Origin of the sequence: Streptomyces xylophagus, from assembly GCF_000716435.1 — a bacterium.
Lineage (GTDB): Bacteria > Actinomycetota > Actinomycetes > Streptomycetales > Streptomycetaceae > Streptomyces > Streptomyces xylophagus.
Map to the genome: position 1 here is coordinate 17,967 of NZ_JNWO01000038.1, position 26,820 is coordinate 44,786.

General features: G+C 69.3%; 28 protein-coding genes. 16 read left to right on the plus strand and 12 right to left on the minus strand.

From position 1 onward, the window contains the following. Positions 1–55 precede the first annotated feature (55 nt). Entirely contained in the window at positions 56–868 is an 813-nt protein-coding gene (locus tag OO70_RS46060) for a helix-turn-helix domain-containing protein (protein ID WP_043686197.1), read from the minus strand. Between the two features lie 151 nt (positions 869–1,019). Between OO70_RS46060 and OO70_RS46065 the strand changes: the two genes are divergently transcribed. From OO70_RS46065 to OO70_RS46080, 4 genes are all read left to right on the plus strand, one after another. Then, positions 1,020–2,111: an LLM class flavin-dependent oxidoreductase gene (locus tag OO70_RS46065; protein WP_043686199.1), complete on the plus strand. Its 1,092-nt coding sequence runs from the start codon at positions 1,020–1,022 to the stop codon at positions 2,109–2,111. After that, positions 2,108–2,695 carry an FMN reductase gene (locus OO70_RS46070; RefSeq protein ID WP_043686201.1) on the plus strand — a complete coding sequence of 196 codons (588 nt, stop codon included), beginning with the start codon at positions 2,108–2,110 and terminating at the stop codon, positions 2,693–2,695. The genes OO70_RS46065 and OO70_RS46070 overlap by 4 nt, the downstream gene beginning before the upstream one ends. A gap of 231 nt (positions 2,696–2,926) precedes the next feature. Continuing rightward, positions 2,927–3,697: a response regulator transcription factor gene (locus OO70_RS46075; protein ID WP_078651834.1), complete on the plus strand. Its 771-nt coding sequence runs from the start codon at positions 2,927–2,929 to the stop codon at positions 3,695–3,697. Beyond that, positions 3,698–5,143 carry a sensor histidine kinase gene (locus tag OO70_RS46080; RefSeq protein ID WP_043686208.1) on the plus strand — a complete coding sequence of 482 codons (1,446 nt, stop codon included), beginning with the start codon at positions 3,698–3,700 and terminating at the stop codon, positions 5,141–5,143. 16 nt (positions 5,144–5,159) lie between these two features. Here OO70_RS46080 and OO70_RS46085 read toward each other — a convergent pair whose 3' ends face one another. After that, the gene (locus OO70_RS46085; RefSeq protein ID WP_043686209.1) at positions 5,160–6,527 is read right to left on the minus strand and encodes a histidine-type phosphatase; all 1,368 of its coding nucleotides are present in this window, start codon (positions 6,525–6,527) and stop codon (positions 5,160–5,162) included. Positions 6,528–6,631: 104 nt separating this feature from the next. Between OO70_RS46085 and OO70_RS54990 the strand changes: the two genes are divergently transcribed. Beyond that, positions 6,632–6,808 carry a hypothetical protein gene (locus tag OO70_RS54990; protein WP_158711608.1) on the plus strand — a complete coding sequence of 59 codons (177 nt, stop codon included), beginning with the start codon at positions 6,632–6,634 and terminating at the stop codon, positions 6,806–6,808. Here OO70_RS54990 and OO70_RS46090 read toward each other — a convergent pair. Then, a complete protein-coding gene (locus tag OO70_RS46090; protein ID WP_043686211.1) occupies positions 6,778–7,596 on the minus strand; it encodes an SAM-dependent methyltransferase in 819 nt (272 codons plus the stop codon). The two genes, OO70_RS54990 and OO70_RS46090, sit on opposite strands and share 31 nt — an antisense overlap. A 431-nt stretch (positions 7,597–8,027) precedes the next feature. On the opposite strand from OO70_RS46090, the gene OO70_RS51530 reads away from it, so the two are divergent. The 3 genes from OO70_RS51530 to OO70_RS46110 all read left to right on the plus strand — a co-directional run bounded on the left by OO70_RS51530 (position 8,028) and on the right by OO70_RS46110 (position 11,070). Further along, positions 8,028–9,227: an ice-binding family protein gene (locus OO70_RS51530; protein WP_051742247.1), complete on the plus strand. Its 1,200-nt coding sequence runs from the start codon at positions 8,028–8,030 to the stop codon at positions 9,225–9,227. Positions 9,228–9,314: 87 nt separating this feature from the next. Continuing rightward, a complete protein-coding gene (locus OO70_RS46105; protein WP_234337099.1) occupies positions 9,315–10,007 on the plus strand; it encodes a DUF5819 family protein in 693 nt (230 codons plus the stop codon). Beyond that, positions 9,997–11,070, plus strand: coding sequence for an HTTM domain-containing protein (locus OO70_RS46110; protein WP_051742249.1), 1,074 nt, complete (start codon positions 9,997–9,999; stop codon positions 11,068–11,070). The genes OO70_RS46105 and OO70_RS46110 overlap by 11 nt, the downstream gene beginning before the upstream one ends. A gap of 57 nt (positions 11,071–11,127) precedes the next feature. On the opposite strand, the gene OO70_RS46115 is transcribed toward OO70_RS46110, so the two are convergent. Beyond that, entirely contained in the window at positions 11,128–12,186 is a 1,059-nt protein-coding gene (locus OO70_RS46115; RefSeq protein WP_043686214.1) for a LacI family DNA-binding transcriptional regulator, read from the minus strand. 148 nt (positions 12,187–12,334) lie between these two features. Here OO70_RS46115 and OO70_RS46120 point away from each other — a divergent pair, with 148 nt between their 5' ends. The 4 genes from OO70_RS46120 (at position 12,335) to OO70_RS46135 (ending at position 16,592) form a co-directional block, all read left to right on the plus strand. Further along, entirely contained in the window at positions 12,335–13,453 is a 1,119-nt protein-coding gene (locus tag OO70_RS46120; RefSeq protein ID WP_043686216.1) for a substrate-binding domain-containing protein, read from the plus strand. A 99-nt stretch (positions 13,454–13,552) separates the two neighbouring features. After that, on the plus strand, positions 13,553–14,587 hold the full coding sequence (locus OO70_RS46125; RefSeq protein ID WP_051742252.1) for an ABC transporter permease: 1,035 nt from the start codon (positions 13,553–13,555) through the stop codon (positions 14,585–14,587). Beyond that, positions 14,584–15,372 (plus strand): ATP-binding cassette domain-containing protein, encoded by a 789-nt coding sequence (locus OO70_RS46130; RefSeq protein WP_043686227.1) that lies wholly within the window; start codon positions 14,584–14,586, stop codon positions 15,370–15,372. The genes OO70_RS46125 and OO70_RS46130 overlap by 4 nt, the downstream gene beginning before the upstream one ends. A gap of 176 nt (positions 15,373–15,548) precedes the next feature. Beyond that, positions 15,549–16,592, plus strand: a complete 1,044-nt coding sequence (locus OO70_RS46135; protein WP_051742254.1) for an aldose 1-epimerase — start codon at positions 15,549–15,551, stop codon at positions 16,590–16,592. A 34-nt stretch (positions 16,593–16,626) separates the two neighbouring features. On the opposite strand, the gene OO70_RS46140 is transcribed toward OO70_RS46135, so the two are convergent. Together OO70_RS46140 and OO70_RS46145 are read right to left on the minus strand one after the other, a co-directional pair. Then, positions 16,627–17,673, minus strand: coding sequence for a carbon-nitrogen hydrolase family protein (locus tag OO70_RS46140; protein ID WP_043686230.1), 1,047 nt, complete (start codon positions 17,671–17,673; stop codon positions 16,627–16,629). Between the two features lie 19 nt (positions 17,674–17,692). Continuing rightward, positions 17,693–18,727, minus strand: a complete 1,035-nt coding sequence (locus OO70_RS46145; RefSeq protein WP_043686232.1) for a phenylacetaldoxime dehydratase family protein — start codon at positions 18,725–18,727, stop codon at positions 17,693–17,695. A gap of 228 nt (positions 18,728–18,955) precedes the next feature. Here OO70_RS46145 and OO70_RS46150 point away from each other — a divergent pair, with 228 nt between their 5' ends. Further along, the gene (locus OO70_RS46150; protein WP_043686234.1) at positions 18,956–19,921 is read left to right on the plus strand and encodes an AraC-like ligand-binding domain-containing protein; all 966 of its coding nucleotides are present in this window, start codon (positions 18,956–18,958) and stop codon (positions 19,919–19,921) included. 267 nt (positions 19,922–20,188) lie between these two features. Here OO70_RS46150 and OO70_RS46155 read toward each other — a convergent pair whose 3' ends face one another. From OO70_RS46155 to OO70_RS46175, 5 genes are all read right to left on the minus strand, one after another. Further along, on the minus strand, positions 20,189–21,001 hold the full coding sequence (locus OO70_RS46155; protein WP_043686236.1) for a hypothetical protein: 813 nt from the start codon (positions 20,999–21,001) through the stop codon (positions 20,189–20,191). Between the two features lie 283 nt (positions 21,002–21,284). Continuing rightward, positions 21,285–21,638 carry an ASCH domain-containing protein gene (locus OO70_RS46160; protein ID WP_043686239.1) on the minus strand — a complete coding sequence of 118 codons (354 nt, stop codon included), beginning with the start codon at positions 21,636–21,638 and terminating at the stop codon, positions 21,285–21,287. Continuing rightward, on the minus strand, positions 21,635–22,756 hold the full coding sequence (locus OO70_RS46165) for a hypothetical protein (protein ID WP_043686241.1): 1,122 nt from the start codon (positions 22,754–22,756) through the stop codon (positions 21,635–21,637). The genes OO70_RS46160 and OO70_RS46165 overlap by 4 nt, the downstream gene beginning before the upstream one ends. Positions 22,757–22,823: 67 nt before the next feature. Then, on the minus strand, positions 22,824–23,207 hold the full coding sequence (locus tag OO70_RS46170; protein WP_234337100.1) for a hypothetical protein: 384 nt from the start codon (positions 23,205–23,207) through the stop codon (positions 22,824–22,826). A 44-nt stretch (positions 23,208–23,251) separates the two neighbouring features. Further along, a complete protein-coding gene (locus tag OO70_RS46175; protein ID WP_043686243.1) occupies positions 23,252–23,668 on the minus strand; it encodes a hypothetical protein in 417 nt (138 codons plus the stop codon). Between the two features lie 118 nt (positions 23,669–23,786). Between OO70_RS46175 and OO70_RS46180 the strand changes: the two genes are divergently transcribed. Genes OO70_RS46180 through OO70_RS46190 form a run of 3 tightly spaced genes read left to right on the plus strand, consistent with a single transcriptional unit; the run spans position 23,787 to position 26,405 of the window. Then, positions 23,787–24,830, plus strand: coding sequence for a helix-turn-helix domain-containing protein (locus tag OO70_RS46180; RefSeq protein ID WP_043686246.1), 1,044 nt, complete (start codon positions 23,787–23,789; stop codon positions 24,828–24,830). Beyond that, entirely contained in the window at positions 24,827–25,516 is a 690-nt protein-coding gene (locus OO70_RS46185) for a YdcF family protein (protein WP_051742275.1), read from the plus strand. Before OO70_RS46180 ends, OO70_RS46185 begins: the two co-directional genes overlap by 4 nt. Continuing rightward, positions 25,458–26,405 carry a WbqC family protein gene (locus OO70_RS46190; protein WP_234337101.1) on the plus strand — a complete coding sequence of 316 codons (948 nt, stop codon included), beginning with the start codon at positions 25,458–25,460 and terminating at the stop codon, positions 26,403–26,405. The genes OO70_RS46185 and OO70_RS46190 overlap by 59 nt, the downstream gene beginning before the upstream one ends. On the opposite strand, the gene OO70_RS46195 is transcribed toward OO70_RS46190, so the two are convergent. Further along, positions 26,350–26,787: a hypothetical protein gene (locus OO70_RS46195; protein WP_019061278.1), complete on the minus strand. Its 438-nt coding sequence runs from the start codon at positions 26,785–26,787 to the stop codon at positions 26,350–26,352. The two genes, OO70_RS46190 and OO70_RS46195, sit on opposite strands and share 56 nt — an antisense overlap. Positions 26,788–26,820 lie beyond the last annotated feature (33 nt).

Genomic DNA, 26,820 nt, shown 5'->3' on the forward strand with positions numbered 1-26,820 from the left:
ATAAATATCCATACGGACCCTCCGGCCGGTCAACCGGATTACCGCGCGGCGATCGTCAGTGGGCGCCCTGCACGCCCTGTGCGTACGCCGTCGGTGTCACCCCGACCGTCGCCGTGAAGTCCCGGACCAGGTGCGCCTGGTCGGCATAGCCCAGGTCGGCGGCCAGGCCCGCCCAGTCCACGGGCTCCTCGGCACCGGCCCGCTCCAGGGCCTCGTGGATGCGGTAGCGCAGGATGACCCACTTGGGGCCGACGCCGACGTACGCGGCGAAGAGGCGCTGCAGCAGTCGTACGGACAGGCCTTCGGCGTGGGCGAAGTCGGTCACGCGGCGGATGTCGCGGTCGGTGCGGATGCGGTCGACCAGGGCGGTGGCCAGTTCGGCCTGCGGGTCGGGGCGGGGGTCGAGGGCGAGCAGGAAGGTGTCGAGGGCGGCGACGCGGGCGGTCTCGTCGGCAGGGTCGAGGACGGTGGCGGGGTCGATGTCGGGGAACACGTCGGGCTGGCGGACCCGTGCCCCCGTCCACTCCGACACCGGGCGGTCGGGGGCGACGGTACGGAAGGCGCCGGGCCGGAACTTGATCCCGCACACTCGCCCCCGCCCCTCCAGCTTCTGCGCGAACAGCCCGTGCGGGATGCCCGCGATCTCGACGAAGGCGTCCTCGCCGGCGAGGTGCTGGAAGACGATGTGCACGGCCGGGTGCGGGACGACGTGGGAGACGTAGGGCTCGGTCAGGTCCCAGTCGATCAGCCAGTAGTGCTCGACGTACGGGCGCAGCGGCTCGGCGGGTTCGGGGCGGCGGAAGCGCACGCGGGCGAGGAGCTCGGCGGGGTCGACGATTCCTCGGGTGTCACGGTCCGGGGCGGCCATGAGGGGATCGTAGGACGAGCCACTGACAACGGCCGGAGGACGGCATCGATGGCTCGGTCGAGGGTGCCGTCAGCGGTGGGCGGAATATGTGCGGCGGGGTGGCCGTTGGGGGGTATAGTTGAATAATCAACAACCTGGAGGGTGAACGACCATGCAGTTCGGGATCTTCAGCGTCGGCGACGTCACACCGGACCCGACCACCGGACGGACGCCGACCGAGCGTGAGCGCATCAAGGCCATGGTCGCCATCGCGCTGAAGGCCGAGGAGGTCGGGCTGGACGTGTTCGCGACCGGCGAGCACCACAACCCGCCGTTCGTGCCCTCGTCGCCCACCACGATGCTCGGCTTCATCGCGGCACAGACCGAGAAGCTGATCCTCTCCACCTCCACCACCCTCATCACCACGAACGACCCGGTGAAGATCGCCGAGGACTTCGCGATGCTCCAGCACCTGGCCGACGGCCGGGTCGACCTGATGATGGGCCGCGGCAACACCGGCCCGGTCTACCCCTGGTTCGGGCAGGACATCCGCCAGGGCATCAACCTCGCGATCGAGAACTACGCCCTGCTGCGCAGGCTGTGGCGCGAGGACGTCGTGAACTGGGAGGGCAAGTTCCGCTCGCCGCTCCAGGGCTTCACGTCCACGCCCCGCCCGCTGGACGGCGTAGCGCCGTTCGTCTGGCACGGCTCGATCCGCTCGCCCGAGATCGCCGAGCAGGCCGCCTTCTACGGCGAAGGCTTCTTCCACAACAACATCTTCTGGCCGGCCGACCACACCAAGCAGATGGTCGAGCTGTACCGGGAGCGGTACGCGCACTACGGCCATGGCACGGCGGAGCAGGCGATCGTCGGCCTCGGCGGCCAGGTCTTCATGCGGAAGAACTCGCAGGACGCGGTGAGCGAGTTCCGCCCGTACTTCGACAACGCGCCGGTCTACGGCCACGGGCCCTCCCTGGAGGACTTCACCGACCAGACCCCGCTGACCGTCGGCTCCCCGCAGGAGGTCATCGAGAAGACCCTCGCGTTCCGGGACTACGCCGGTGACTACCAGCGCCAGCTGTTCCTGCTGGATCACGCCGGGCTGCCGCTCAAGACCGTCCTGGAGCAGCTCGACCTGCTGGGCGAGGAGGTCGTACCGGTCCTGCGCAAGGAGTTCGCGGTGAACCGCCCGGCGGACGTGCCGGAGGCGCCGACCCATCAGTCGCTGCTCGCTGCCGCATCGGAGAAGGTGACCGTCGCATGAAGCTCGTAGTCGTCTCGGCGGGGCTGAGCGTGCCGTCGTCCACCCGTCTGCTGGCCGACCGGCTGGCAGCGGCGGTGGACCGCCACACCCCCGTCGACATCCAGGTCGTCGAGCTGCGCGACCTCGCCGTCGAGATAGCCCACAACTTCACCAACGGGTTCCCCGGGCGTTCCCTTGCCGCCGTGCTGGACGCGGTGACGGAGGCGGACGGCCTGATCGTGGTGACGCCGGTGTTCTCGGCGTCGTACAGCGGACTCTTCAAGTCGTTCTTCGACGTCCTCGACAAGGACGCGCTGGCCGGAAAGCCGGTGCTGATCGCGGCGACGGGCGGCAGCGCGCGGCACTCGCTGGTACTGGACCACGCCCTCCGCCCCCTGTTCGCCTACCTGCGGGCAGTGGTCGTCCCGACCGGGGTGTACGCAGCCTCGGAGGACTGGGGCGCGGAGGGGTTGCCGGAGCGGATCGAGCGGGCGGCGGGGGAGCTGGGGGCCCTGATGACAGGCCTGTCGACACCCCGCCAGCAGAAGAAGCCGACGGTCGTACCGTTCGCGGAACAGCTGGCGGCACTGTCTCCTTCGAAGTGATAGCTGGGGGCGCGCAAATCAGCCCGTCCGGCGTTTGAGGACGAGGCCCCTTCAGGGCCGAAGCGGGGGTCTGGGGGCGCAGCCCCCAGGTACGCCGGCCACACCCGACCGTGAGAAGACGGTAGGAGCTAAACCCGGGTTGCGTCCACCACGGTGAGAGCCAGGTAAAAAGGGTGATCGTAGACCTGCCCCCACCGGTCAACCGCCGGAGGCCTTGGCACACTGGGAGACGTGCCCCAGACTGTGCTGCTCGCCGAAGACGACCGTGCCATCCGTCATGCCCTGGAGCGGGCCCTGACCCTGGAGGGCTACCAGGTGACCGCGGTCGCCGACGGTGTCGAGGCGCTCGCGCAGGCCCACCGCACCCCACCGGACGTGCTGCTTCTCGACGTGATGATGCCCGGCATCGACGGCCTCCAGGTCTGCCGGGTGCTGCGCGCCGAGGGCGACCGCACCCCGATCCTCATGCTGACCGCCCTCGTGGAGACCGCCGACCGCATCGCGGGCCTGGACGCGGGCGCCGACGACTACGTGGTGAAGCCCTTCGACGTCGAGGAGGTCTTCGCGAGGCTGCGCGCCCTGCTCCGCCGCACCAGCCCGGTCCCGGCGAACGCGGTCCCGGGCACCTCCGGGGACGAACCCCAGAAGTCGTCGTCCGCTTCCGCGTCCGCTTACTCGTCCCCTTCCTTCTCCTCCTCCGACAGGCAGATCGCGGCGGCCGGTCTCCGCATGGACCTCCAGGCCCGCCGCGTCTGGCGCGCGGAGCGTGAACTGGAGCTGACCCGGACCGAGTTCGAGCTGCTCGAACTGCTCGTACGCAACGCGGGCATCGTCCTGGACCACTCCACGATCTACGACCGCATCTGGGGCTACGACTTCGGCCCCGGCTCCAAGAACCTCGCCGTCTACGTCGGCTACCTGCGCCGCAAGCTCGACGAACCCGGCGCACCGCAGCTGATCCACACGGTGCGTGGCGTGGGTTACGTGCTGCGGGAGGACTGAGTGGGCCGCCTGCGGCGGCTGGTGGCCACCCGGCGACCCAGACTGGTGTCGCTCCGCACCACGTTCGTGCTGTCCTTCGCGGCGGTGACCGCCGCCGTCACCCTCCTCGTCGGCGTGCTGTCGTACGGCGCGGCGGCCCGGCTCGTCCGCGTCGACCAGGAGTCCGTGTTCGACCAGGTCGTACAGGATCTCCAGGACGAGGTGCGCACGCACCGGATGACGACCGACGACTTCTCCTCCTCCGCGCCCGGCCACGACATCGTGCGGCCCGCCCGTACGGACGTACAGGTGCTGGGGCGGGACGGCGGTGTCCTCGACAGCGGCAGCCCGGCGCTGCCCGTCACCGGCGACGACCGGGCGATCGCGGGCGACAAGGTGGCCGGCAGGACGGTGGAGCACAAGGACGTCGCCGTCGCCGAGGACGTCTACCGCATCGCGACCGTCTCGCTCGGCGACGGGCGGGGCGCGGTGCAGGTCGCGCAGGAGTTCAGCGACACCGAGGATCTGCTGCGGGCGTTGCAGCAGCGGACGTTCGTGCTGATGGCGGCCGTCGTGGTGCTCGCCGGTCTGTGCGGCTGGTGGCTGGCCCGGCGCATCACGCGTCGCCTCATCATCCTCACCGCGGCGGCCGAGGACGTGGCCCGCACCCGCCGCCTCGGCGTCCAGGTCCCCGTCACCGGCTACGACGAGGTGGGCCGCCTCGGCCGCGCCTTCGACCGGATGCTCGGCCGCCTCGCGCAGTCGGAGGAGGACCAGCGCCGCCTGATCCAGGACGCGGGCCATGAACTCCGCACCCCGCTGACTTCCCTGCGCACCAACATCTCCCTGCTCCGCCGCATGGACGAACTGCCGCCCGGCACCCGCGAGGAACTCGTCGCGGACCTCTCGCAGGAGGCCCGTGAACTCACCGACCTGGTCAACGAGTTGGTGGACCTGGCGGCCGGCCAGTCCGACACCGAACCGCCCCAGCAGGTCGACCTCGCCGACATCGCCGATGACGTGGCGGCCCTCGCCCGCCGCCGCACCGGCCGCGACATCACCGTCCGCGCGAGCGGCGACACCACGACCGACGGCCGCCCCGGCATGCTCCAGCGCGCGATCTCCAACCTCGTGGAGAACGCGGCCAAGTTCGACCGCGCGGGCCAGACCCCCATCGAGATCTCGGTCTCCGGCCCGGCCCGCCCGGGGACGGTCCGCGTCGAAGTCCTCGACCGAGGCCCTGGAGTCTCCGAGACCGACCTCTTCCGTATCTTCGACCGCTTCTACCGCGCGGCCGACGCCCGTTCCCTGCCCGGCTCGGGCCTCGGCCTCTCGATCGTCCGCGAGGTGGCCCTCGCCCACGGCGGAGCACCGTTCGCGCTACGACGGGACGGCGGCGGCTCGGTGATCGGGTTCACGGTGGGCGGTGTGACCGGGCCGGGAACCGGGCCACGCGGCCGAGGCTGACGGCGAGTCCGTCGGGTCAGTTGGCGGTACGCCCGAAGCAGCGCTCCAACTCGTTCAGGTCGTAGAACTTGCTGCCCTTCGCGACGGGACGGCAACCGGCCTTGAAGGCGGTCTCCTTCTCGTTGTAGAGCATGCGGACGAGGTAGGTGCTGCCCTTGCGGTAGACGTCCCACTGGATGTTCGAGCCCAGCGGCGCCACGGATGCGCCCCGCCACGGGTTGTCGGCGTAGGTGTACGGCTGGTCGGCCGTGACCCCCTCCGTGCTGCCCGGCAGGCCCATCAGCGCGGCCAGCGGGATGATCTCCTCGGCGTGGGTGAAGCGGAGTTCGGCGCCGAGGTCGCTCGTGCCGTCGCGCTTGGCCTCGACCTTCTTGAAGAAGTCGTCGAGCAGGACGCCGGCCATCTTGTACGTGATGTCGCTGTCCGCGAAGCCCGGCCCCTTCTCGTAGAAGTCCTCGGCGTCGGAGATGTACCCGAACCAGTCGGCGTCGCGCGCCGAGATGTACCGGTCCATGCCCCAGCCCTTGCCGCCCGGGCTCTCCTCGCTCATCGCGGGGGCGATGGCGTACAGGTTGTAGACGGCGGTGGCGGCCTCGACGTCCGTGCCGATCGACGAGAACTCGCCCGCCGTGATCCGGTCCACGAACGCCGGCTTGAACAGCTTCTTCAGTACGTCACGGGCGGCGCGGTGCGTCTTCGGCTGGTCGGTGACGGCCGTGAGGGTGGCCGCGAGCCGCTTGTCGTTGGCGATGTAGTCGCGGTACGCGGCGCCACCGGCGGCCTTGTGGAAGTAGAGCAGGTCCTTGTCGGTACGGGTCGCGCCGATGAGGGAGGTGAGGTCGGGGTCGGTCTGGGCGAGGGCTGCGCCGTAGAGGTTGGCGCTGTCGATCGCACGCCCCTGCCCCGAACTGACGACGTCGATGGGCTCCTTGTTCTTCGCGATCGACGCGAAGAGACTCGGCAGCCGCTTCTCCATCCGGGTGGCGGTGGCCTGGATCTCCGCCTTGCCGCGCGCGCTGAGGTTGCCGTACCCGATCGTGCTCATGGCGGCTTCGAGGGCCTGCGCCTTCGGCCCGAACTCCCGCCCCTTCGCGGTGAGTTGCCCCTCGGCCTGCGCCTTGTCCAGGAGTGCGAGGATCAGGTCGCCGTCCGAACTGTCGGTCGCGGAACGCGATCCGTGCCGGGACACGTTCTCGGTGAAGACGGGGGTGTAGCCGGCCGGGGCCTTCTGGTACGAGCGGGAGTTCTGCTCCGGCTCGTAGGTGGCCTTCGTGCCGTAGCTGTCGGTGCGGGAGCTGCTGCTGCCGGGGGCTGCCTGGGCGGCGAACGGGGTGGCCAGGAGTGCGGCCATGCCGAGGACCAGGGCGGGGGTGACACGTCTCATGGGCCGCATGGTTCGCGGGGGACATGAACGCCGGGTGCACTTGGGGTGACTCCGGGGGCGACAGTCGCGGGTATCCGGTGTCTCAGGTTTTTCAGGTGTTTCTGGTGTTTCCGGGGCACGAGCTCGACGGCGTCCGTGCCGTCCGCGCCGAACAGGTGCCGCTCGACGAACACCTGCTGTTCCTCTGCGACTTGCTGGACGGCGCGGGCCTGGCGATCACGATGGGCGACCAGCAGTCACCCGCCCACCGTCAAGCGTCCTTGCGGGCCACCCCGCCGTAGATGCCGATGGGCGCGGCGTTCGGGTCGGGAGTCTCCTCGGGTCGCCAGTGCGTGACCCGGACCAGGCCGGGGTCGACGAGGGTGAAGTCGCCGAAGAAGTCCAGGACTTGGGCGTGCGAGCGGAGGTTCAGGGTGGCGGTGGCCCGGTTGTAGACGGACGCCGCTTCCTCGCGATGGTCCTCGTGGACATCACCTGTCGCGTGCGACAGCACGAGATACGAACCCACGGGCAGCGCGTCGCGCAGGGTGGCGACGATGCCGTACGGGTCCCCGTCGTCGGCCAGGAAGTGCACGACGGCCACCAGCAGCACCGCCACCGGCTGGTCGAAGTCGATGGCCTTGCGCACCTCGGGGTGGTCGAGGATGGCACGGGGATCGCGCAGGTCGGCCAGGATGACGGAGGTGTCGGTGTCCTCCATGAGGGCCATCGAGTGGGTGCTGACGATCGGGTCGTTGTCGACGTAGACGATCCGCGCGTCCGGGGCGATGGCGTGCGCGATCTGATGCACGTTGGGTTCGGTCGGCAGCCCGGTCCCGATGTCGAGGATCTGCCGCACCCCGCCCTCCGCCACGACATGCCGGACGGCCCGGTGCATGAACCGCCGGTTGGCCCGGACGCCCTCCCGCACCTCCGGTGCCGCCTTGATGAACTGCTCGGCGGCGTCCCGGTCGACCGGGTAGTTGTCCTTCCCGCCGAGGAAGTAGTCGTACATCCGCGCCGGGTGAGGCTTGCTGGTGTCGATCTGCAAGGGCTGCGCACCGCTGCTGCCGCCGCTGGGAGAGGTCATGAGGCCAGGCTCCGTCTTGGTGAGTGGCTGTCAGATCATCATCCTGACATGCCCGCCGCCGAACCACCTCCTCCTCCTTCTCCTCCCTCCCCGCGCTCCTGGCCGGTGCGTCCGGTGCGAACACGCCGGAGTTGCCTTTCCGTGCGATTTCCCGTGTGAGTGAACTCGCCCGCAGTCAATATGACCGCGGACAGTGCGGTACGGGCACCTGCCGAATGATGCGTCGACCGCCCGCTTTCCTTCGGCCTGCCAGGCACCGAATGGGTTTTGGTTCGCAAGCAACAGGCCCAATAGGCATTTTTATGCATGGTGCGATGCCTCTCGCTGAAATTATCCGTCGGCACACTCCTCAGTAATATGCCAACGTCGGAAAGGCGATTCCGCGCGACTGGGAACCGTCAAGCCATCCGCTCAAAGGAGTTGGCCCCTCGATGACGCTGAATATCCCTGAAGCGCCGCTACGGCGCACCATGTCGGTATGGGTCGCGGCGCTGACGGCGGTGGTGATCGCCGCGGTCGTACTCGCGATGACACCGACCCGCGCAAGCGCCGTTGCCACGCCGGTGCCGCTGGGTACGGCGACCAGCTTCGCCGTACTGGCCGGTTCACAAGTCACCAACACCGGGCCCTCGTCGATCACCGGTGATCTCGGAGTCTCGCCGGGAACGGCCATCACCGGATTCCCGCCCGGCACGGTGCTCGGCGCCCAGCACTCCGCGGACGCGGTGGCGCTCCAGGCCAAGAGGGACCTGGTCACGGGGTACAACAACGCCGCCGGGCAGGCGCCGGACGTCACCTATCCCACCGCTCCCGACCCCGTGGAGCTCGGTGGCAGGACGCTGGATCCGGGCGTCTACAAGGCACCCATCTCCGCGGGCATCACCGGCACGCTCACGCTCGACGCGCACGGCGACCCCAATGCCGTATGGGTCTTCCAGATCGGTTCGACTCTGACGACGGCATCCGGCAGCAGCGTGTCTCTCGTCAACGGTGCCTCGCCGTGCAACGTGTACTGGCAGATCGGCAGTTCGGCCACCCTCGGCACCAACTCCGCTTTCGTGGGCACCATCATGGCCCAGGAGTCGATCACCGTCACCACGGGAACGACCATCGCCGGCCGGGCACTTGCCCGTACGGGTGCCGTGACGCTGGACAACAACACGATCAACCGCGGTACTTGTGCCGCCGGCGGAACCACCGGGGGTCTGATCACGGGTGGTGTGGTCGCCGGTGCCACGTCGGGCGGCGCCACACCGGCCACGACGGGCAGCACCACGGTCGGCGCCATCGGCGGCGTGCCGACGGGCGGCGGAACCGGCGGCGGTCTTCTCGGCGGTGTCCTGACGTCGGGCGGAACCACCGGCGGCGTGCTGGGCGGTGTCATCGCGGGCGCCACCACGAGCGGTACGACGGGCGGCACCGCCGGAACCACGGGCGGTACGGGCGCTACCGCGGGCGGCTCCAACGGCGGTACGACAGGCGGCTCCACCGGTGGGAACGGCCACCACGATCACGGCGGCAAACCCGACGAGCACGGCGGCTACGGCGCTGATCACGGCAAGCCCGGGAAGCCCGGCAAGCCCGAGGGTTACGGCAGCGATCACGAAGGTCACCACAAGAAATCCGCCTGACTCCCCTTGAGCGAGCAGAGACGAGCGGCGCGCGACGGATCAATGTCGATTCCGTCGCGCGCCGTTGGCGCAATCTCAGGAGAAACAATGAGAGAAGCCAGGACGGAAAAGCCGGGTGAGGCCGTGCCGGGCGGCATCGAAACGGTGGAGCCCTCGAAGCCTCCACCCGTCCTCCTGAACGCGGGAACCAGCGCCGCTGTGACCCTGTGTCTGGCGACGGCCCTGGTCCATGTACTCCTCGTGTTTCTGCACGTGGCACCCCCGAACCCCCTCTCCCGGCAGTACAGCCGGCAGATCAACGCGTGGGTCTTCCCCCTGTTCGAGCAGAACTGGCGGCTCTTCGCGCCGGATCCGGAGTCGGTCAACCGGCAGATCTCGGCAAGGACCACGCACACCACCCCGGACGGCAGGGTGCGGGTGAGCGGCTGGTTCGACCTGAGCGGCATCGACGACTCGGCGGTCGAGCACGACGCCTTCCCGAGCCACACCGCGCAGAACATGCTGCGCCGGGCCTGGAGTTCGTACCTCGAGACCCATGGCGACGACGACCGGCCCCGGTCGGAGCGGGCACTCATGATGCAGAAGTACCTGACCGACATCGCGGTGGACCGCATCACCCGCCATCGCGGCGGCGCCTTCGAGTCCGTCCAACTGCGGGTGGTCACCGTGCCCATCGCCGCGCCCGCCGACGGGTCCGGCCCCGGCTCGTCCGGCGCCGCGCCGAAGCCTGTCGACACGCGGTATCTGTCCTGGTGGAAGGTGACCTCCCATGGAAATTGAGCGGGTGACCGAGCGGCCGATCTCCCTCTACGCCGCCGCCGTTCTGCGCATCGGCTACGGGTTCCTCTACCTCGTCTTCCTGCTGCGCGAGTTTCCGCACCGCGACGAGATCTGGGGACCCGGGTCACCGTGGACGCCCGAGCTGGCCAGGCAACTGTTCGACCAGACAGGGTGGTTGAGCATCCTCACCCTCTCCGACAGCCGGCCCTACTTCGAGAGCTGCTACGCGCTGGCCCTCGTCACGTCAACGCTGTTCATGCTGGGCTGGCGGACGAGAGCGGTGTCCGTGCTGTTCGCGGTCGTGGTGGCGTCGTTCCACGCCAGGGCGATCTTCATGACCGACGGAGGAGACAACCTCATCCTCCTGATGGCCGTCTATCTGGTCCTCACCGCGTGCGGCCGACGCTGGTCCCTGGACGCGCGCAGAACCCGTCGTCAAGCATCCGCGGGGAAGGGCCCGGCCGGCCCGGAAGGCTCGGGGACGGGCGAACTCCGGCATCAACTCGCCGCGTCCCGCCGGACCTTGACGGCCGTACTCCACAACTGCGGAATGTTCGTCATCGCGGCTCAGGTCTGCTTCCTCTACGGATCCGCGGGCCTCTACAAGGTGCAGGGCGGCTCCTGGGGCAACGGCACCGCCCTCCACTACGTCCTGAACCTTGACCTGTTCCGCCCCTGGCCCGAGCTCTCCCGCATGGCTGACGAGCACTCCGTACTGATCGCCATCGCCTGTTACCTGACGGTGCTGCTGCAGGTCGCGTTCCCGTTCGTCCTGTTCGGACGGCTCAAATACCCGGTCCTGACCATGCTGCTGGGCATGCACCTGGGCATCGCGGTCCTCATGGGGTTGCCGCTCTTCTCCGGCGCGATGATCCTCGCCGACGCCGTGTTCCTCCCGGACCGCTTCTACCGGGCACTGGGACGACTTCGGCGACGCACCGGCCGGCGGACACACAGCACGGAGGCCGAGGCCTCGTCCTGCGGGGAAGGGCCACTTGTGCCCCCACAGCCCCGACAGGCCCCACCGCCCGTACCGGCAAGCCGGCGATCCTCGGCGAGGTGACGGGGCGCCCGCGTGCCCACCTCCGGGACAGGAAGCTGTCCCGTCGGGTACGGCGGCTCAGTCGTGGCGTGGTCCTCCGGCGGTGATCTCGCCCGACCCCCGCTCGATCAGCCGGGTCGGAATGGTGACGGCGCGGGTGGGTGACCGGTCGCCGTCCAGTCTGCGGAAGAGCATCTCGGCGGCCGTCCTGCCCAGCTGCTCGACGTCCTGGGCGATGACGGAGATCCCCGGGCTGAGGATGTCGGCCAGGGGGAAGTCGTCGAAGCCCACGTGGGCGACGGTGTCCTGCAGACCGAGCGCGCGCAGGGCTCGCACGGCCCCTATGGTGACGAAGTTCTGGCTGGTGAACAGCGCGGTGGGCGGGTCCGGCAGGGTCAGGAGCCGCCGGGTCGCGGCGATCGCGGATTCCTCGCTGGCCCCGGTGTGCCGGACGATCTCGTCGTCGTACGGGATGTGCCCGACCTCCAGGGCGTGCCGATAGCCGTCGAAACGCTGGGCGGCGGTGGAGATGGTCGCGCGGTCGCCGAGGTAGGCGATGCGGCGGTGGCCGGCCTTCAGCAGGTGGTTGACGGCGGTGACGGCGCCCTGCCGGTTGTCGGAGACGACGGTGTCCGCGTCGAGCAGGCTGGGCTCGCGGTCGACGAAGACCACGCAGGTGCCCGACCGCTGCTCGCTGATCAGATAGCTGTGGTCGCGGCCGGCCGGCACGATCACCAGGCCGTCGACCCGCCGGTCGATGAGGGCACGGGCCAGCTCCCGTTCGCGGGCCGGATCCTCGTCGAGGCTCCCGACGAGCACGAGCACTCCGCGCTCTCGCGCCACGTTCTCGACGGTGCGGCTCAGGGCTGCCGAGAAGGGGTTCGCCGCGTCCTCGACGAGCATCCCGATCGTGGCCGTACGGCCGTCCCCGCGGCGCAGGCTGCTGGCGGTCAGGTTGGGCCGGTAGCCCAGTTTGTCGGCCGCCTCGCGCACCCGGGCGGCGATGGCCGGATCGACGGTGGGCACCTCGTTGACCACGCGGGAGACCGTCTTGATGGCGACGCCTGCCAGTGCCGCCACCTCGCGCATGGTGGGGCGGCTGCGGGGGGACGGCGACGGCGGCTCGCCCTGAGTCATCGTTGTCTCCAACTGATTGCGCGTTACCGACTTGTTGCCGACGCATGTTTACCAGTGTCTTGACGCGCTCGTCCATACGGGCCCACTATCCCGTCGAGTCAACGTTGTCTCAGCGTCGACCAAGGGACGGCTCGAAAGGGATCACGTCATGAACCTCTCCTCCAGCCAGGCGTCGGGCCTCCGCAGTCGGCGCACCCGTGCGGCAGCCATCGGCGTCACCATCTGCCTCGGCGCCACCCTCGCCGCCTGCGGCTCCTCCGACTCCAGCTCCTCGTCGTCCGGCAGCGGGAAGGTGGGTGTCTCGCTGATCCTGAAGACGCTGAGCAACCCGTACTTCGTGAGCATGGAGAAGGACGCCAAGACGCAGGCGGCCAAGGACAAGGTGAGCCTCACCGTGGCGGCGGGCACGTCGGACGGTGACACCCAGACCCAGATCACCGCCATCGACAACGCCGTCTCGCGCGGCGACAAGGGCATCCTGATCACCACCAACGGCGACGCGGTGAACACCGCGCTGAAGCGCGCCAAGCAGGCCGGCCTCTTCGTGATCGCCCTGGACACCGCACCGAACCCGGCGAGCGTCGCGGACATCACCTACGCCACCGACAACGAGCAGGCGGGCAAGCTCGACGGCCAGTACGCGGCGGCGGCCCTGGACGGCAAGCCCGCGGTCATCGCCATGCTCGACCTGTTCAACAACCAGGTCGTCTCCGTGGACATCGACCGCGACCACGGCTTCCTGGAGGGCATGGGCATCGACCCGGGCAGCAAGACCGAGAACGGCAAGGAGGCCAAGTCCGGGAAGTACACCGCCGGCAAGGGCGGCACGTACACGGTCGCCTGCCACCAGCCCACCCAGGGCGCCATCGACGGCGGACGCACCGCGATGGAGAACTGCCTCTCGGCCAACCCCAACATCAACGTGGTCTACGCCATCAACGAGCCGGCGGGCGAGGGCGCGTACAACGCGCTGAAGGCCGCGAACAAGGAGAAGAGCGTCGCGATCTACGCCATCGACGGCAGCTGCTCGGGCCTGAAGAACGTCACCAGTGGCGAGTTCGCCGCCGACGCCGTGCAGTACCCCGGCAAGATGGCCGCCCTCGGCGTCAGCTCCATCGCGAAACTGGCCCGCGGCGGCAGCAAGCCCAGCGTCACCAACGGCAAGACGTTCTACGACACCGGCACCGCGCTGGTCGCCGCGAAGGCCCTCGGCGGACTGACGGTCCAGTCCCCGACGCAGGCCGCGTCCGCCTGCTGGGGCAGCTGACCAGGTCGGCCGGGTGGGCCGCCGGTGCCGTACCGGCGGCCCACCCGCACCACACCTCCTACGAAGCCCCGCACGAGGGAAAGAACCGGAAGGACCCCTGTGACCACCCACGTGGACAGTGAAGCGACACCGGCGCCGGCGGAGGACTTCCTCAACCGGCCCGCCACGCCGGCCCAGCGCATCCAGGCGGTGCTGCACCGTCAGCCGGCACTCAGCCCGGCGATCGTCCTGGTGCTCGCCGCCATCGTGTTCTCCCTGGTCAACGACCGCTTCTACGCGTTGCAGAACCTGTCGTTGGTCGCCCAACAGGTGGCCGTCATCGGCTCGTTGGCCGTCGGCCAGACCGTCATCATCCTCACGGCCGGCATCGACCTGTCCATCGGCGCGGTCATGGTGCTGGCCTCGCTGCTGATGTCGAAGCTCGTCGCGGACAACCACCTGCCGGGCGTGCTGGCCCTGCTCGCGGGAGCGGTCGTAGCCATCGCCGCGCAAGCGGTCAACGGACTGCTGGTGACCAGGATCAAGCTGCCACCGTTCATCGTCACGCTCGGCACCCTGAGCATCTTCACCGCGATCACGCTCATCTACGCCAAGGGCCAGACCGTCTCGCTGGACCCGGGCAACATCCTCATGTGGAGCGCGGACACGGTCTCCATCGGGCAGTTGAACCTGACCACCGGCGTCCTGCTCATGATCGCCCTGTACGCGGTGGTGGGCTACGCGCTGCGCTACACCGCCTGGGGCCGCCACCTGTACGCCGTGGGTGACGACATCGAGGCCGCCCGCCTCGCCGGTATCTCCGTCAACCGGGTGCTGCTGAGCGCCTACTTGGTCGGCGGTTTCGCCATCGCCGTGGGCGCCTGGATCCTGGTCGGCCGGGTCGGCGGCGGCGACCCGAACAGCGGGCTCAACGCCAACCTGCAGTCCATCACCGCAGTCGTCATCGGCGGCACCAGTCTGTTCGGCGGACGCGGTGTGGTGCTCGGCTCGCTGATCGGCGCGCTCATCGTCCAGGTCTTCGTCAACGGTCTGGCGCTGGCCGGGATCGACCCCAACTACCAAGTCCTGACAGTCGGTGTCCTGGTGATCGCGGCCGTCTCCGTCGACCAGTGGATCCGGAGTGTGAAGTCATGACGCCTGCCACCGCCACCGCCCCCGTTCTCGAGGCCAAGGGCCTGGTCAAGGTCTTCGGCCGGGTCGTCGGCCTGAACGACGTCGACCTCACCCTCTACCCCGGCGAGGTCCTCGCCGTCATCGGCGACAACGGCGCCGGCAAGTCCACCCTGATCAAGTGCCTGTCTGGGGCGCTCGTCCCCGACCAGGGCAGCATCCTGGTCGACGGCTCCGAGGTGAACTTCAAGCGGCCGCAGGACGCCCGCGAGGCCGGCATCGAGACGGTCTACCAGACCCTCGCCGTGGCCCCGGCGCTGGACATCGCCAGCAACCTGTTCCTCGCCCGCGAGATCCGCCGCAAGGGTGTGCTCGGCTCGGTGTTCCGCATGCTCGACACCGGCGAGATGAAGCGCCAGGCCGCCGACCACATCAAGCGGCTGGGCATCAGCACCCTGCAGAACATCAACCAGGCCGTGGAGACGCTGTCCGGCGGCCAGCGCCAGTCGGTGGCCGTCGCCCGGGCGGGAGCCTTCGGCGGCCGGGTCGTCATCCTCGACGAACCCACCGCCGCGCTGGGCGTCCGCGAGACCGGCCAGGTGCTCAAGCTCGTCCGCGACCTGCGCGACCAGGGCCTCGGCGTCATCCTCATCAGCCACAACATGCCCAACGTCTTCGACGTCGCCGACCGCATCCACATCCAGCGCCTCGGCGGCTGCGCCGGGGTCATCACCCCGCAGTCGCACTCGATGGAGGACGCGGTGGCCATCATGACGGGGGCGAAGAAGCTCGTTCCGGAAGCGGGGTGACGGGCCATGGCGCGGGTGAAGGGGCTCGTTCCGGAAGTCGGGTGACGGGCCATGGCGGAGGTGAAGAGGCTTGTTCCGGGAGCGGGGTGAGGGGCGGTGGCGGGGGTGAAGAGGCTCGTTCCGGAAGCCGGGTGACGGGCCATGACGGGGGCGAAGAAGCTCGTACCGGAAGCCGGGTGACAGGCAGGGGCGGTGGCGCTACGGCCGACACGTTCCGGATCGCCGAGGGCCGCCTCGGCGACGAACCCACGGTGACCGTCTCCGCGCCGGACGGTTCCGCGCGCGCCGTCCTCGCCCTGCGCGGGGCGACGCTGCTGAGCTGGCAGGTCGAACGCGGAGCGGCCGGGCAGCTGACGGAACTGACGGACGGCTACCGCGACGAGGCGGAACTGCGCTCGCAGGACGGCGTACGGGCGGGCCTGCTCGCGCCGTTCCCCAACCGCGTCGCAGACGGCCGCTACCACCACGACGGCCGCGACCACGACCTGCTGCCCGGCCGCCTCGGGGACCGCACGATCTACCACGGCTTCGCGCGCGAAGCGCCGTTCCGGATCGTCGATGCCACCACGACGGCCGACTCCGCGCGGCTGCTGCTGCGCAGCACGAGCATCAGGCCAGGCCAGTACCCCGGTTACCCGTTCGCGCTGGACCTCGACGTGGAGTACACGATCGGCCACCGCGAGCTGGGCATCGAGATCAGGGCGACGAACGTGGGGGAGACCACCGCTCCCTACGCGTCGGGCTGGCACCCGTACTTCACCCTCTCCCGCCCCCGTCCCATCGACGACCTCGTCCTGCAGATCCCGGCCCACACCCTGATCCGCACCGACGCCTCCCTCATTCCCCTGCTCGGAAAGGAGGCCCTGCTGTCCCTGGACCACCGCCCCGACATGGACTTCCGTACGCCCAGGAGGCTCGGCGATGCCGTCATCGACGCGTGCTTCGCAGACCTGGCCCCGGGACCCGGCGGTCGGACCGAGACGGTACTGAGCGACCCCGCGACCGGAGACGAGCTGCGGGTGTGGCAGCACGGCGGGTACCTGCACGTGTTCACCGGCGACACCCTGGCCCGCGACCGGCGGGCGTCCATCGCCCTGGAGCCCGTCGAGGTACCCACGGACGCCTTCAACCGCCCGGAACTCGCCACCGCCTTGTCACTGGAGCCGGGCCGGCGGCGGGAGTTCCGTTTCGGGGTCGCGTACGTGCCCTCACTTCACTGAGCCGGGGCTTACGGGTGGGCGGTGGCGCGGGGCGTCAGCCGACCGCTGTCACCTCCTGCTCCCGCTCCGGCCCCGTGATGATCCCCTCGGCGTCGTCGAAGTGCTCGGCCGACGGGGCGGCGTAGGTGGCGTACTCCACAGGGCGTCGCTCGGTGCGGTTGAGGAGGAGCCGGGTGACGTCGGGGCGGGCGTAGTGCCCGACCGGGTCGGCGGCGGCCTTGGCGAAGGGGATCGCGGTCAGGTCGATGTCGGCGTACAGGATGCCCTCGGCGTCCTCGGGCAGCGGGTCGGCCAGCGGGCTGCCGTCGGGGCCGTAGATCCGGGCGAAGCCGCCGCCGCGCTGGAGCAGTTGCTGCTTGACGGGGGTGTCGCAGAACAGCTCGATGGCGGCCTCGCCGACCACGGCGCACGGGGCGAGGACGAAGACCTGCCCTTCCGCGGCGTAGATCTGGGAGGCGGCGGTGTTGACCTCCGGGCCGAGCGCGTAGGCCGCCCCCTTGTACACGGAGAAGCTGGGCCAGGCGGCCACGTGGACCTGCTCGTGCTGGCTGAACATGGCGTATTTGGTGAGCGGTTGGAGGTGTTCCCAGCAGCACAGCGCACCGACGCGGCCGAGTTCGGTGTCGTGGACCACCAGGTCGGAGCCGTCGCCCTCCCCGAACATGGTGCGTTCCACGTGGGTCGGCTTGAGCTTGCGACGGGCGCCGACGAGCTTGCCGTCGGCGGAGATGAGCGCCTGCCCCATGTACAGGCTGCCGCCGCCGCGTTCGCTGAATCCGAGGGCCACCGCGATGGAGTTCGTGCGTGCGGCGTCGAGGAGGCGCTGGAAGCGCGGGCCGTCCAGGGTGAGGGAGTTCTCGTGGTAGCGACCGACGAACTGCATGCCTGCGGCCGGGGAGTCCAGCCACAGCCACCAGGGGTAGCCGGGGACGAACGTCTCGGGGAAGGCGATGAGTTGGGCCCCCGCGCGGGCGGCCTCCTCGATCAGGCCGATGCTCTTGTCGATGGTGGCGTCGGCGTCGAGCCATACCGGCTCGGCCTGGACGGCGGCCGCCTTGAAGGCGCCTGTGTACTCGACCATGGTCAACTCTCCTCTGTCGTCAGGTGGTTGGGGTGATGGATCGCGCGGCGAGCGGCAGGAAGCCGGTGCGCGGATCGCAGTTGACGTACTCGGCGGTCACCGAACCGCTCGGCAGTACGGAGACCTCGTGCCAGAAGGCGACGTCCAGCGGGCCGTCCCCGCCACCGACCATCCGGAAGAAGCTGGCGTAGATGTCCAGGTGCGTGCGGTGCGACCGGCACCAGGTCATCAGGTGTTCGAGCGAGGCGAACCAGGCGATGGTGCAGGCGCGGTCGAGCGGCGCGCCGTCGGCCGCCTCCTCGGTGAGGTTGCGGGCGGCGATACAGCCGGACCCGGCGTTCTCCGCCAGGAAGTCGACACCCCGGTCCTTGACCGGCTTGACGTCGGCCAGGTACGTCTCGCGGTAGAGCGTGCTGGCGGACCAGTCCTGCGCGGTGCGGATCAGCGCCACGTTTCCCGGTACGTCGACGCTGACGCGGCGGCCACGAGTCTCCCGGGTCCCGGGATCGTGCGGCTCGAAGGACGGCAGCTCGGGCTCCAGCGCCTCGGTGGCCGACGCCGCGATGCGGTCACGCGCGGCGCCCCAGTAGTCGTGCACCTGGGTCTCGGGGAGTTCGAGGGCGCCGGACTGCGAAAGACCGCTGGTCGCGTAGTCCTCGCGGCGGTGGGTGTGCAGCGTCTCGTTCCGCTCGACGTGGATGACCGACTCCTCGCGCCAGTGCCCGACCGGCCCCTGCGCGGGCAGGCCGTCCCAGGCGGCGCGGACGGTTTCCGACTCCCGCCAGCGCCGGTGGCGGCTCGGGTCGTACCAGTACGCCAGCAACGCCACGTTGTGCGCTCCGGCGGTGTCGTAGAACGAACCGCGGTCGACCAGGTCCGGCCCGTCCGGCCCGGTGAACAGCGCGGCGAGGCCCGCCGCGCCCCGCTCGGCCTCCTCCCGGGACGGCGCCTGGCAGCCGTACTGCGCGAAGACGAAGGCGTCCGTGCCCTGCGGGAACCGGGCGCTGTAGGCGGTGAAACGAGGGGTGTGCCCCGGCGGGGCCGTTCTCGGCATGGCGCGCTCCTTCGACGAGTTCGACGAACTGTCCGTGACTCGAAGCGTGGGCCGCGCGGCGGTCGAGGCTTGACCCGCAGCGCATCGGAACTTGCCCGAGAGTGCACTTGTGGGTTCGCGGGTCGGTGGGTCACAAAACCGATACGCGCACGTGACCTCGGAGAAGCGGTGGGCGAGGCTATATAGGACGAGCAAGTCGGTAGTCGGTCATCCGGTGGAGGAGGCGCCGTGAGCCTTGTCCTTTCCACGGACTCCGTGCCCGCGGGCGAGCGGCGGGCCTACTGGCACGATGCCGTCTGGCGCACGTTCGTGCCCCTGGACGTCTCCACCCCGAAGGACCCCGCGGACGCCCCCTTCTCCGGAACGGTCAGGACCGACCGCCTCGGCCACCTCCAGATCTCCACCGTGGACGCCGACCCGGAGCGGGTCTTCCGTACCCCGCGGCTGATCGCCCAGGACAGCGCCGAGTACATGCTCATCGGCCTGCAGGGATACGGCCCCGCCGTCATCACCCAGGACGGCCGGGACGCCTACCTGCGCCCGGGCGACTTCGCTCTCTACGACACGACCCGGCCGTACACGCTCAGCTTCCCCGACCGCTTCCAGATGAAGGTCTTCCAACTACCGCGACAGGCGCTCGGTCTCCGGGAGTCCGACCTGCGCCGTATCACCGGCATCACCCTCCACGGCGACGAGGGACCGGCCGCCCTGGTGGCCCCCTTCCTGGCCGGTCTCGCCGCCGGAGCCCATTCCTGCCGCCCCCAGATCGGCGAAATGCTCGCGCGCAACGCCGTGGACCTGCTCACCACCCTCATCGCCGAGCACCTCGGCCGGGACACCGCCGGCACGGACGCCGCCCACCGCGCGCTGCTGGTGCGGATCCGGTCCTACATCGACCACCACCTCGCCGATCCCGACCTCTCGCCGGAATCGATCGCCGCCGCCCACCGCATCTCCGTCCGCTACCTGCACCGCCTCTTCCAGGACGAGGGCCCCACCGTCAGCCGCTGGATCCAGCACCGCCGCCTGGAGGAATGCCGGCGCGAACTGAGCCGCCCCGGCCGCATGAGCCCGACCGTGACCGCCGTAGCCCACCGCTGGGGCTTCGCCAACCCCGCACACTTCAGCCGGGTGTTCCGGGCGGCGTACGGGATGTCTCCGCGGGAATGGCAGGGGAGGAGCGGCGGGGGCTGATACGCGGGCCGGCGCCCGCATTCCTCGACGATCGGTCCCGTAGGTCCGAAGCGACTCGCCCCGGCCGTCGGAGCCGATGGCGATGTGGAGCTCGACCGGTTCGAGAACACGGACTGCGCGGCGGACTTGGCGAGGACTTCGACGGTCGCCCTCCTCACCGCTCTCGACCGGAATGGCCAAGTGCTGGAAAGCAGCACCATCCCGACCCACCAAGTCGGCCCGAGCGACTTGGTGGACCTCGCGCCTCGGCACTGGACGAGCCGCGGGTCAGCGGTGGCAGGTGGCGCGTTCCTTGAAAAGGGTGAAGCCGCGCTGCAGCATCGCGACCGTGCGGTCCGTGGCCCAGAACAGCACCTTGGGGGAGCTGGTGATCTGCGCGAGGTTCACACGGCCCTGGGTGTCCACGATGTTGCGTTCCAGGATGCTGAGGGTGCCGTAGACGTCCCCGTGGGCCAGGGAGCTGCAGCTGCTCCATACGACCTCGGCCTGGCCCGAGCCCATGGGTGTCAAGGCGCCCGCCTCGCGCACGATCTCGGAGTAGGTCGCCGGCCTGAGGGCCTTCTTGGCGTCGGCCGGGGCTGTGCCCGCGTTGACCACGAGGTCCGTCAGCTGCTGCATCCGTACGTTCAGCGGACGTCGGGGCTGCTGCTGGAGGAGGGTAGCCATGGCGTCGGCGTGCTTGTGCTCTCCGGCCTGCATGCAGAGCCGCCTTTGCACGCGTACGAGTCGCTGGGCGGGGCCGAGCATCCACACCGCGCGGGCGCTGTTCTCAAAGGCTCCGCGCAGGAGCGAGTACTGCCCGTGGGTGTGAAGCGTGACGGACACCGAGTTGTCCTGCGGGTCGCCCGCGAACGTAGAGCGGAAGCAGTGGAGGTGGTCGACGGCCACGCTCAGGGCGTTCCAGACGTTGTGCGAGACCTGGTAAGGGTCGGTCTTGGCGTCGTCGCCGGCCAGGGCGCTGCCGGGCTGAACCTGCCACTGCTTGGAATCGGACTGGGTGAGGCTCTCGTACGGCTGGGCGCTATCCAGCAGCGTCAGGATCCGCCTAAGGAATTGATCTTCCTCGGTCGTGATTGTCATGTCTTGAGCCTATGTGTGAAGGTCACAGCGGTACGCGGCATTTACATGCATACCTGAACTGTCAATCCTCGAAGAGACGGAAGCCCGGCGCCGATCGCAAGTCGGTACTCATGCCTCGGAGTAGCGTCGGTCGGGAGAGACAGCAGAGAGTAAGAGGCGCAGCGCCTGCATCTTGATGCCCCTGGGTTTTCATCGTCAACGGGCCGTCGACCGCGTGCTATCGGGGTAAGAACGGACTCCTGTTGGTGGGGCCGAGTACGGCAGATGCATGGCGGTCTACGAGTCAGTCGAGAAGCCGGATTTCGATGGCCAGAGTGCCGAGGGCTTCCTTGTTCGGTGGGTAGATGGCCCGGATGTTGGCGAGTTGTTCGTCGCGGGTGGCCGTGGGGTTGACGGTGGAGGGGCCTTCGCTGTCGAGCAGGGCCTCGAAGTCGGGGTACTCGGTCACGCGCCTGACCTCGACCTCGCAGGTCTCGTCCGTGCCCTTGATACGGAACTGGATGACGTCACCGGCCGCGAGGTCGGCGAGGTGTGGGTATTTGACCCGTACCTCGATGGTCTTGGTGCCGGCGGTGACGAGGTCGAAGTACTGGCGGTAGAGGTTGAGTTCGCGGACGCGTGGGGCGGTGTTGCTCATGGGGCGGAAACGCTCCTGGGTGCTGGTGCGGTGATCAGGCGGCCGATCTCGGCTGCGGAGTACGAGCGGAAGAAGTGTCGGGGGTCGGACAGCAGGGTCTCCGCCACGGTCAGTAGTTGGTCGGCGTATTCGGCGACCGTGCCGGGCCATTGCCGAGTGTCGAGCATCCAGTCGGCGGTGCCCTCGGGCAAGGGGGCGTGACCTTCGCGAATGAGGGACTTGGAGAGTTTCGCGCCGGTGTCGGTGACGATCTGCGGGCAGAACAGGCGGGCCGGGAGCTGAGCGCGGGTGAGGCCGACGGCTTGGAGGGCTTCGTCGACGAGGAGGGAGCCGAAGATCCAGTCGCCGCCCTTGACCATGACGTGCAAGGTTCCACCTACCCCCGTGCTGGTGAGAGCGAGTTCCTTGACGAGGTTGCGGTAGAGGGTGGCCAGATCGAGGTAGGCGCTCGTGGTGGGCGTGATGGTGGCCTGGTAGGGGCCGTGGTGGAGGCAGACGGCATCGACGCCGGCGGCTTCTCGGTCTGTGAGGCGGACTCGGGTGCGTTCGGCGTGTTTCTCGGACCAGCCGCAGCCGGGGTGCGGGCAGGGGATGCGCACGTGTGGGGTGCCGGTGGAGGGGGCGAGCCACCAGCGGGCGGCGTCGAGGCGAGGCAGCAGCCTCAGCCAGGTGCGGCGGAAATGCTCGCCGGCCTGCTGTTGGGTGTAGGTCTCGACGCGGTGGGGGATGCCCAGGCGCCGGGAGAGAGCCGTGAACAGGGGTTGGTACAGGGCGGCGACGAGGTCGGTCAGGGCCTGGTCGCCGAGGGCCTGAGCGTAGGCGCGTTGGTAGCGGTGCCCGCTGGCCGGGTCTGTGGACAGTTCGTACGGGGCGTTGTCGAGGGCGCTGAAGAGGACCTCGGTGGGGATGCCGAAGCGGTCGCGCAGGCGGGCGGCCATGGCGAAGGAGAGCGCCTGGACGAGCGAGGTGCCGATGTGCGGGGCGCCGTTGATCTGGGTGCCGACGACCAGCACGATCCGTTCGGGCGGGGCGGCCAGGATGCGTGGTGTCAGGACGTCCTCGGCGTGGTGGAGGGCGTTGGCGAGGACGGTGTTCGGTGAGACGAGGTGGGGCGTCATCGATGTCCCCTTGCGATCAGGTCGGACGGAAATAGGTGTTGCCGGGTCCAGCGGGACGTGCCCGGCCCTAGAGACCGGCGTCAGAGCGCGCTTCTTCCTGGGCACCGGTGACGTACGGGTGCTGGAGCGCGGTGCGGAGGGTGTCTGTGTCGGTGAGGGTGTCGTCGTCCGGTAGCTCGCACCAGCCGCCGAACCAGTCGTCGAGCCGCTCCACGCCGGGTGCGACGAGCCAGGAGTTGGTGGAGAGGTGCCGTACCGGCAGGTCGTTCCAGCGGTCGGCGGTGCCGGTCGCGATGGCGTAGTAGAGGCGCTCGTTGGGCCCGTCGTAGAGAACCGGGCCGATCGACGCACCGATGCCGCGAAGGTGGGCCAGGGCCAGGAGGCCGGTCTCGGCTGAGGTTCGCACGAGGTCCCAGCCGTCGCCGACCTTCAGCAGACGCAGTCCTGGCACGTCGCTGACCATAGGCGCGCTTCGCAGCGCGTCGCGTACGGACGTCATGTGTCCCCCTGCGGCTGGAGGTTGTGGCTCGTGCTGCGGGACGGTGCGGACTCGGTGATCGGCTTGAGAGAGCGGACCACGATCAGACGGGTGCCCGTTGCTGTTATCTGTCGCTTCCGTTCGTTGCCGATGCCCCTGGGGCCGAGGTGGCTGAAGGCGGGGACCACGGCGCCAAAGGTGTCGCGTAGTTCGAGGGCGTCGAGCAGCCCGACGAAGGCGGGGGAGCGGATGGCCACCGTGGCGTCGCGGTCGGTGAAGACGCCGCAGAGGGCCAGCTCGTGTCGGCGGCAGTAGTCGGTGAGGCAGTCGACGAGCGCCGCATGGCGGACCAGGCCGCCGGTGACGTGTCGTAGGTAGCCGAAGACCTGCGGGAAGGCGACGCGTCGGCGTTCCGTGATGAGTTCGTCGTTCATGTCCACAGCGTCGGTCGGCCTGAACGGCCTTGAAATGACCCGCTGTTGTACTTCCGTTGCACTTCCGCCCCGAGTCGTGACGGAGAGTGCTTCCATACGTGACGGAGGGAGGTAATCCGTGGTCAGCGTGCAGCAGTGGACGGGCCGGGAAGCGAGCGCTCTGCGGGCTGCCCTGCGGATGAGCACGCGGGCCTTCGCCGAACACCTCGGCGTCGCGCTGCGTACGGTGGCCAAGTGGGAGAGCCTGCGAGCCGAGACTCAGCCCCGGCCCGATACCCAGGCGATCCTCGACACCGCGCTCGCTCGTGCCGACGCTGCCGCCCATGCCCGGTTCGAGGCGGTGCTGTTCCCGGAGCGGAAGAGCGTGCGACCGGCGGACTACGAGACCTGGACCGAGGACATCGAGCGCGCCGTGGTCTGCGTCAGCCGCCAGGACTTCCCCTTCGCCTCCACCCTGTTGAACCGCTGGCTGGGAAGCCACGACCCACAGCGCTTGGACGACAAGGGCCTCTATTTATACGGCCGTTCACTCGTCCTGCTCGGTGACCTTCAGCGGGACCAGGGCGCGATCCTCGGCCCGCTCTCCGCTCTTCACTCCTACCGGACCGCCCGCGGCATGTTCACCGAACTCGACATCCCGCGCCGGGTGGCGCAGATCGAGCTGTCCCTCGCCGTCGTGCAGGAGATGTCCGGTCGGCTCGAAGCCTCCGCCCGCCACTATGAACTCCTCGCCATGGACGAGCGCTTGAGCCCTCGAGACCGCGCACGCGCCCGGCTCTGGGTCGGCACGGCTCTGAGCAAGGAGGGCAACAACGAGTACGCCACCAACGTCATGGCTGCTGCCACCCGCGAGTTCGAGGAACTCGGTGAGCCGGAGGACTGGTCCGTGGCACACCAGAAGCTCGCCCTGGCCCACCGCGGCGCCGGCGACCTGAAACAGGCACTGCACTACATCGACATCGCGCGCACCACCGGCACGGTCGACTCCCCGATGCAACGAGTGCGGTTGGACACCGCGTACGGGCACATCCTTCTGTCGGATGCGGCGACCCGGAATGATGGGCTGTCCGTCCTCGACCAGGCGGCACAGGTGGCCCGGCAGTTCGGGCTGAGTCACCAGCTGCGCAGCATCGAGGGCATCCGAAAGGGCCAGCAGGGATGAGTCAGGGAGTGCCAGTGCCGGAGCACCAGCAGCGTCAGATCACCGACGAGCAGTTCCACGACGCGACGTTGATCTGGAACTTTCACCAGATGGGACACGAGCTGCGCCCCTGCTCGGCAGCGATCGGTCTGGGCAGCCACGACCTGGGTGTGGCCATCACAGCCGCCGACCTCTACCGCGCCGGCCTCTTCCCCGTCGTGGTGTTCAGCGGCGGCAACAGCCCCACCACCCGCGCCCGTTTCCCGCGCGGCGAGGCTGTCCACTACCGCGAGCACGCCCTGGGTCTGGGCGTGCCGGACGAGGCGATCCTGGTCGAGTCGAAGGCGGCGAACACCGGCCAGAACATCACCTTCTCCCGCGAGCTGCTGGCCGAGGCCGAAGTAGCGGTGGAGTCGCTGCTGCTCATCTCCAAGCCGTACATGGAGCGCCGCTCGTACGCGACCTGCCGCAAGCTGTGGCCCGAGGCCGAAGTCGTATGCGCCTCCGAGCCCTTGGAGTTGGACGACTACATCAAGTCGATCGGCGACGAGAAGCTCGTCGTCGACATGCTCGTCGGGGACCTGCAACGGGTGATCGAGTACCCGAAGCTCGGGTTCGCCGTCGAGCAGGACGTACCGGGGGATGTGCATGACGCTTACGAGCGACTTCTGGGCGCCGGGTTCGACAGCCGCCTCATCAACAGCTGACACACGCCGATTCGGGGCGGGTGGCGGGGTGTGCGCGATCCACCAGCCGAACCTGTTTCCTCGGCTGTCCACGCTGGCCAAGCTGTTCGCCGCCGACCGATGGATCGTCCTCGATGATGTTCAGTTCGCGCGCCGGGATTACCAGCACCGCACCCGGCTCGCGGCCCTCGACGACCCGAGCCGGCAGCAGTGGCTTACGCTCCCCACTCACCTGCCCAACGGACGCCCGACGGTCATCAACCAGGCGTTGCTCGTCGAGCCGCGCCGGTCTCGCCGAACGGTCAGTCTCCTGGTTCGCCAGTACTACGGCCGTAGCCGCTACTGGCCTGTCGTGCGGGAGGTCTCGGACGCAGTTCTCGATCGGTTCGAGAACACGGACCGCGTGGCGGACCTTGCGCGGACGTCGACCTTGGCTCTGCTCACCGCTCTCGGTTGGAGTGGTGAAGTGCTGGAGAGCAGCGCGATCACGACCCGCCAGGGCCGGTCCGAGCGACTGGCCGACCTCGCCGTGGCCGTCGGCAGCACCCATTACCTGTGTGGCACGGGCGGCCTGCGCTACCTCGACCACCAGCCGTTCGCCGCCCATGGCGTCACCGTTGCGCCTTTCCACACACCTGTGGACACAGGCGACCGGCTCTGGCAGTGGGCCCGGCGGGTCAGCAGCCTTTGGGCGTTGAGCGAGATCGGCCCGAGCGAACTGGCGACCAAGTTGGCCGTGGAGCGTCCAGCGAGAACCGCACCCGCTCGGCGATCGTCGACGTATTCACGGCCCCTCCAGGGACATGAAAAAGGCGAGGCCCGAAGACCCCGCCCCTCACCCACGAACCCTCAACTCACGGCCACACCAAGCAGTACGGCTGATGCCCCGCCTCATGCAACCGATGGCTGAAGTCCTGCCATTCGTGCAGCAGTTGGTACACATTGAACGCATCCCGAGGCCCGCCCCGGTCCGGCACCGTCGACCAGATGAACGCCGCCGCGCCCACCGCCTCCTCGCCGATTCCGCGCAGGGGGTCGACGACCGTCATCGGGAGTTTGACGACGGCGTAGTCGGGGTGGAGGACCACCAGTTCCAGCGGGGGCACCTTGTTGAGCGGGACGCCCTCGATGCCGGTGAGGACCATCGCGGCCATCGTCTCCGGCTTGATCTTGGTGAACATGCCGTTCATCCCGAGCTCGTCGCCGCCGAGTTCCTCGGGGCGCATCGAGATCGGGACGCGGGCCGCGGTCGCGCCGTCGGGCGCGCCGAAGTATTTGTACGTCACCCCCACCCGACCACCATTCCTGCTCCCCGCCCGCAACTG

Coding starts and splice junctions, on each gene's coding strand:
- OO70_RS46060 (WP_043686197.1), bottom strand. CDS start 868: ATGGCCGCCCCGGACCGTGACACCCGAGGAATCGTCGACCCCGCCGAG.
- OO70_RS46065 (WP_043686199.1), top strand. CDS start 1,020: ATGCAGTTCGGGATCTTCAGCGTCGGCGACGTCACACCGGACCCGACC.
- OO70_RS46070 (WP_043686201.1), top strand. CDS start 2,108: ATGAAGCTCGTAGTCGTCTCGGCGGGGCTGAGCGTGCCGTCGTCCACC.
- OO70_RS46085 (WP_043686209.1), bottom strand. CDS start 6,527: ATGAGACGTGTCACCCCCGCCCTGGTCCTCGGCATGGCCGCACTCCTG.
- OO70_RS46090 (WP_043686211.1), bottom strand. CDS start 7,596: ATGACCTCTCCCAGCGGCGGCAGCAGCGGTGCGCAGCCCTTGCAGATC.
- OO70_RS51530 (WP_051742247.1), top strand. CDS start 8,028: ATGACGCTGAATATCCCTGAAGCGCCGCTACGGCGCACCATGTCGGTA.
- OO70_RS46105 (WP_234337099.1), top strand. CDS start 9,315: ATGAGAGAAGCCAGGACGGAAAAGCCGGGTGAGGCCGTGCCGGGCGGC.
- OO70_RS46110 (WP_051742249.1), top strand. CDS start 9,997: ATGGAAATTGAGCGGGTGACCGAGCGGCCGATCTCCCTCTACGCCGCC.
- OO70_RS46115 (WP_043686214.1), bottom strand. CDS start 12,186: ATGACTCAGGGCGAGCCGCCGTCGCCGTCCCCCCGCAGCCGCCCCACC.
- OO70_RS46120 (WP_043686216.1), top strand. CDS start 12,335: ATGAACCTCTCCTCCAGCCAGGCGTCGGGCCTCCGCAGTCGGCGCACC.
- OO70_RS46130 (WP_043686227.1), top strand. CDS start 14,584: ATGACGCCTGCCACCGCCACCGCCCCCGTTCTCGAGGCCAAGGGCCTG.
- OO70_RS46140 (WP_043686230.1), bottom strand. CDS start 17,673: ATGGTCGAGTACACAGGCGCCTTCAAGGCGGCCGCCGTCCAGGCCGAG.
- OO70_RS46145 (WP_043686232.1), bottom strand. CDS start 18,727: ATGCCGAGAACGGCCCCGCCGGGGCACACCCCTCGTTTCACCGCCTAC.
- OO70_RS46155 (WP_043686236.1), bottom strand. CDS start 21,001: ATGACAATCACGACCGAGGAAGATCAATTCCTTAGGCGGATCCTGACG.
- OO70_RS46160 (WP_043686239.1), bottom strand. CDS start 21,638: ATGAGCAACACCGCCCCACGCGTCCGCGAACTCAACCTCTACCGCCAG.
- OO70_RS46165 (WP_043686241.1), bottom strand. CDS start 22,756: ATGACGCCCCACCTCGTCTCACCGAACACCGTCCTCGCCAACGCCCTC.
- OO70_RS46175 (WP_043686243.1), bottom strand. CDS start 23,668: ATGAACGACGAACTCATCACGGAACGCCGACGCGTCGCCTTCCCGCAG.
- OO70_RS46185 (WP_051742275.1), top strand. CDS start 24,827: ATGAGTCAGGGAGTGCCAGTGCCGGAGCACCAGCAGCGTCAGATCACC.
- OO70_RS46190 (WP_234337101.1), top strand. CDS start 25,458: ATGACGCTTACGAGCGACTTCTGGGCGCCGGGTTCGACAGCCGCCTCA.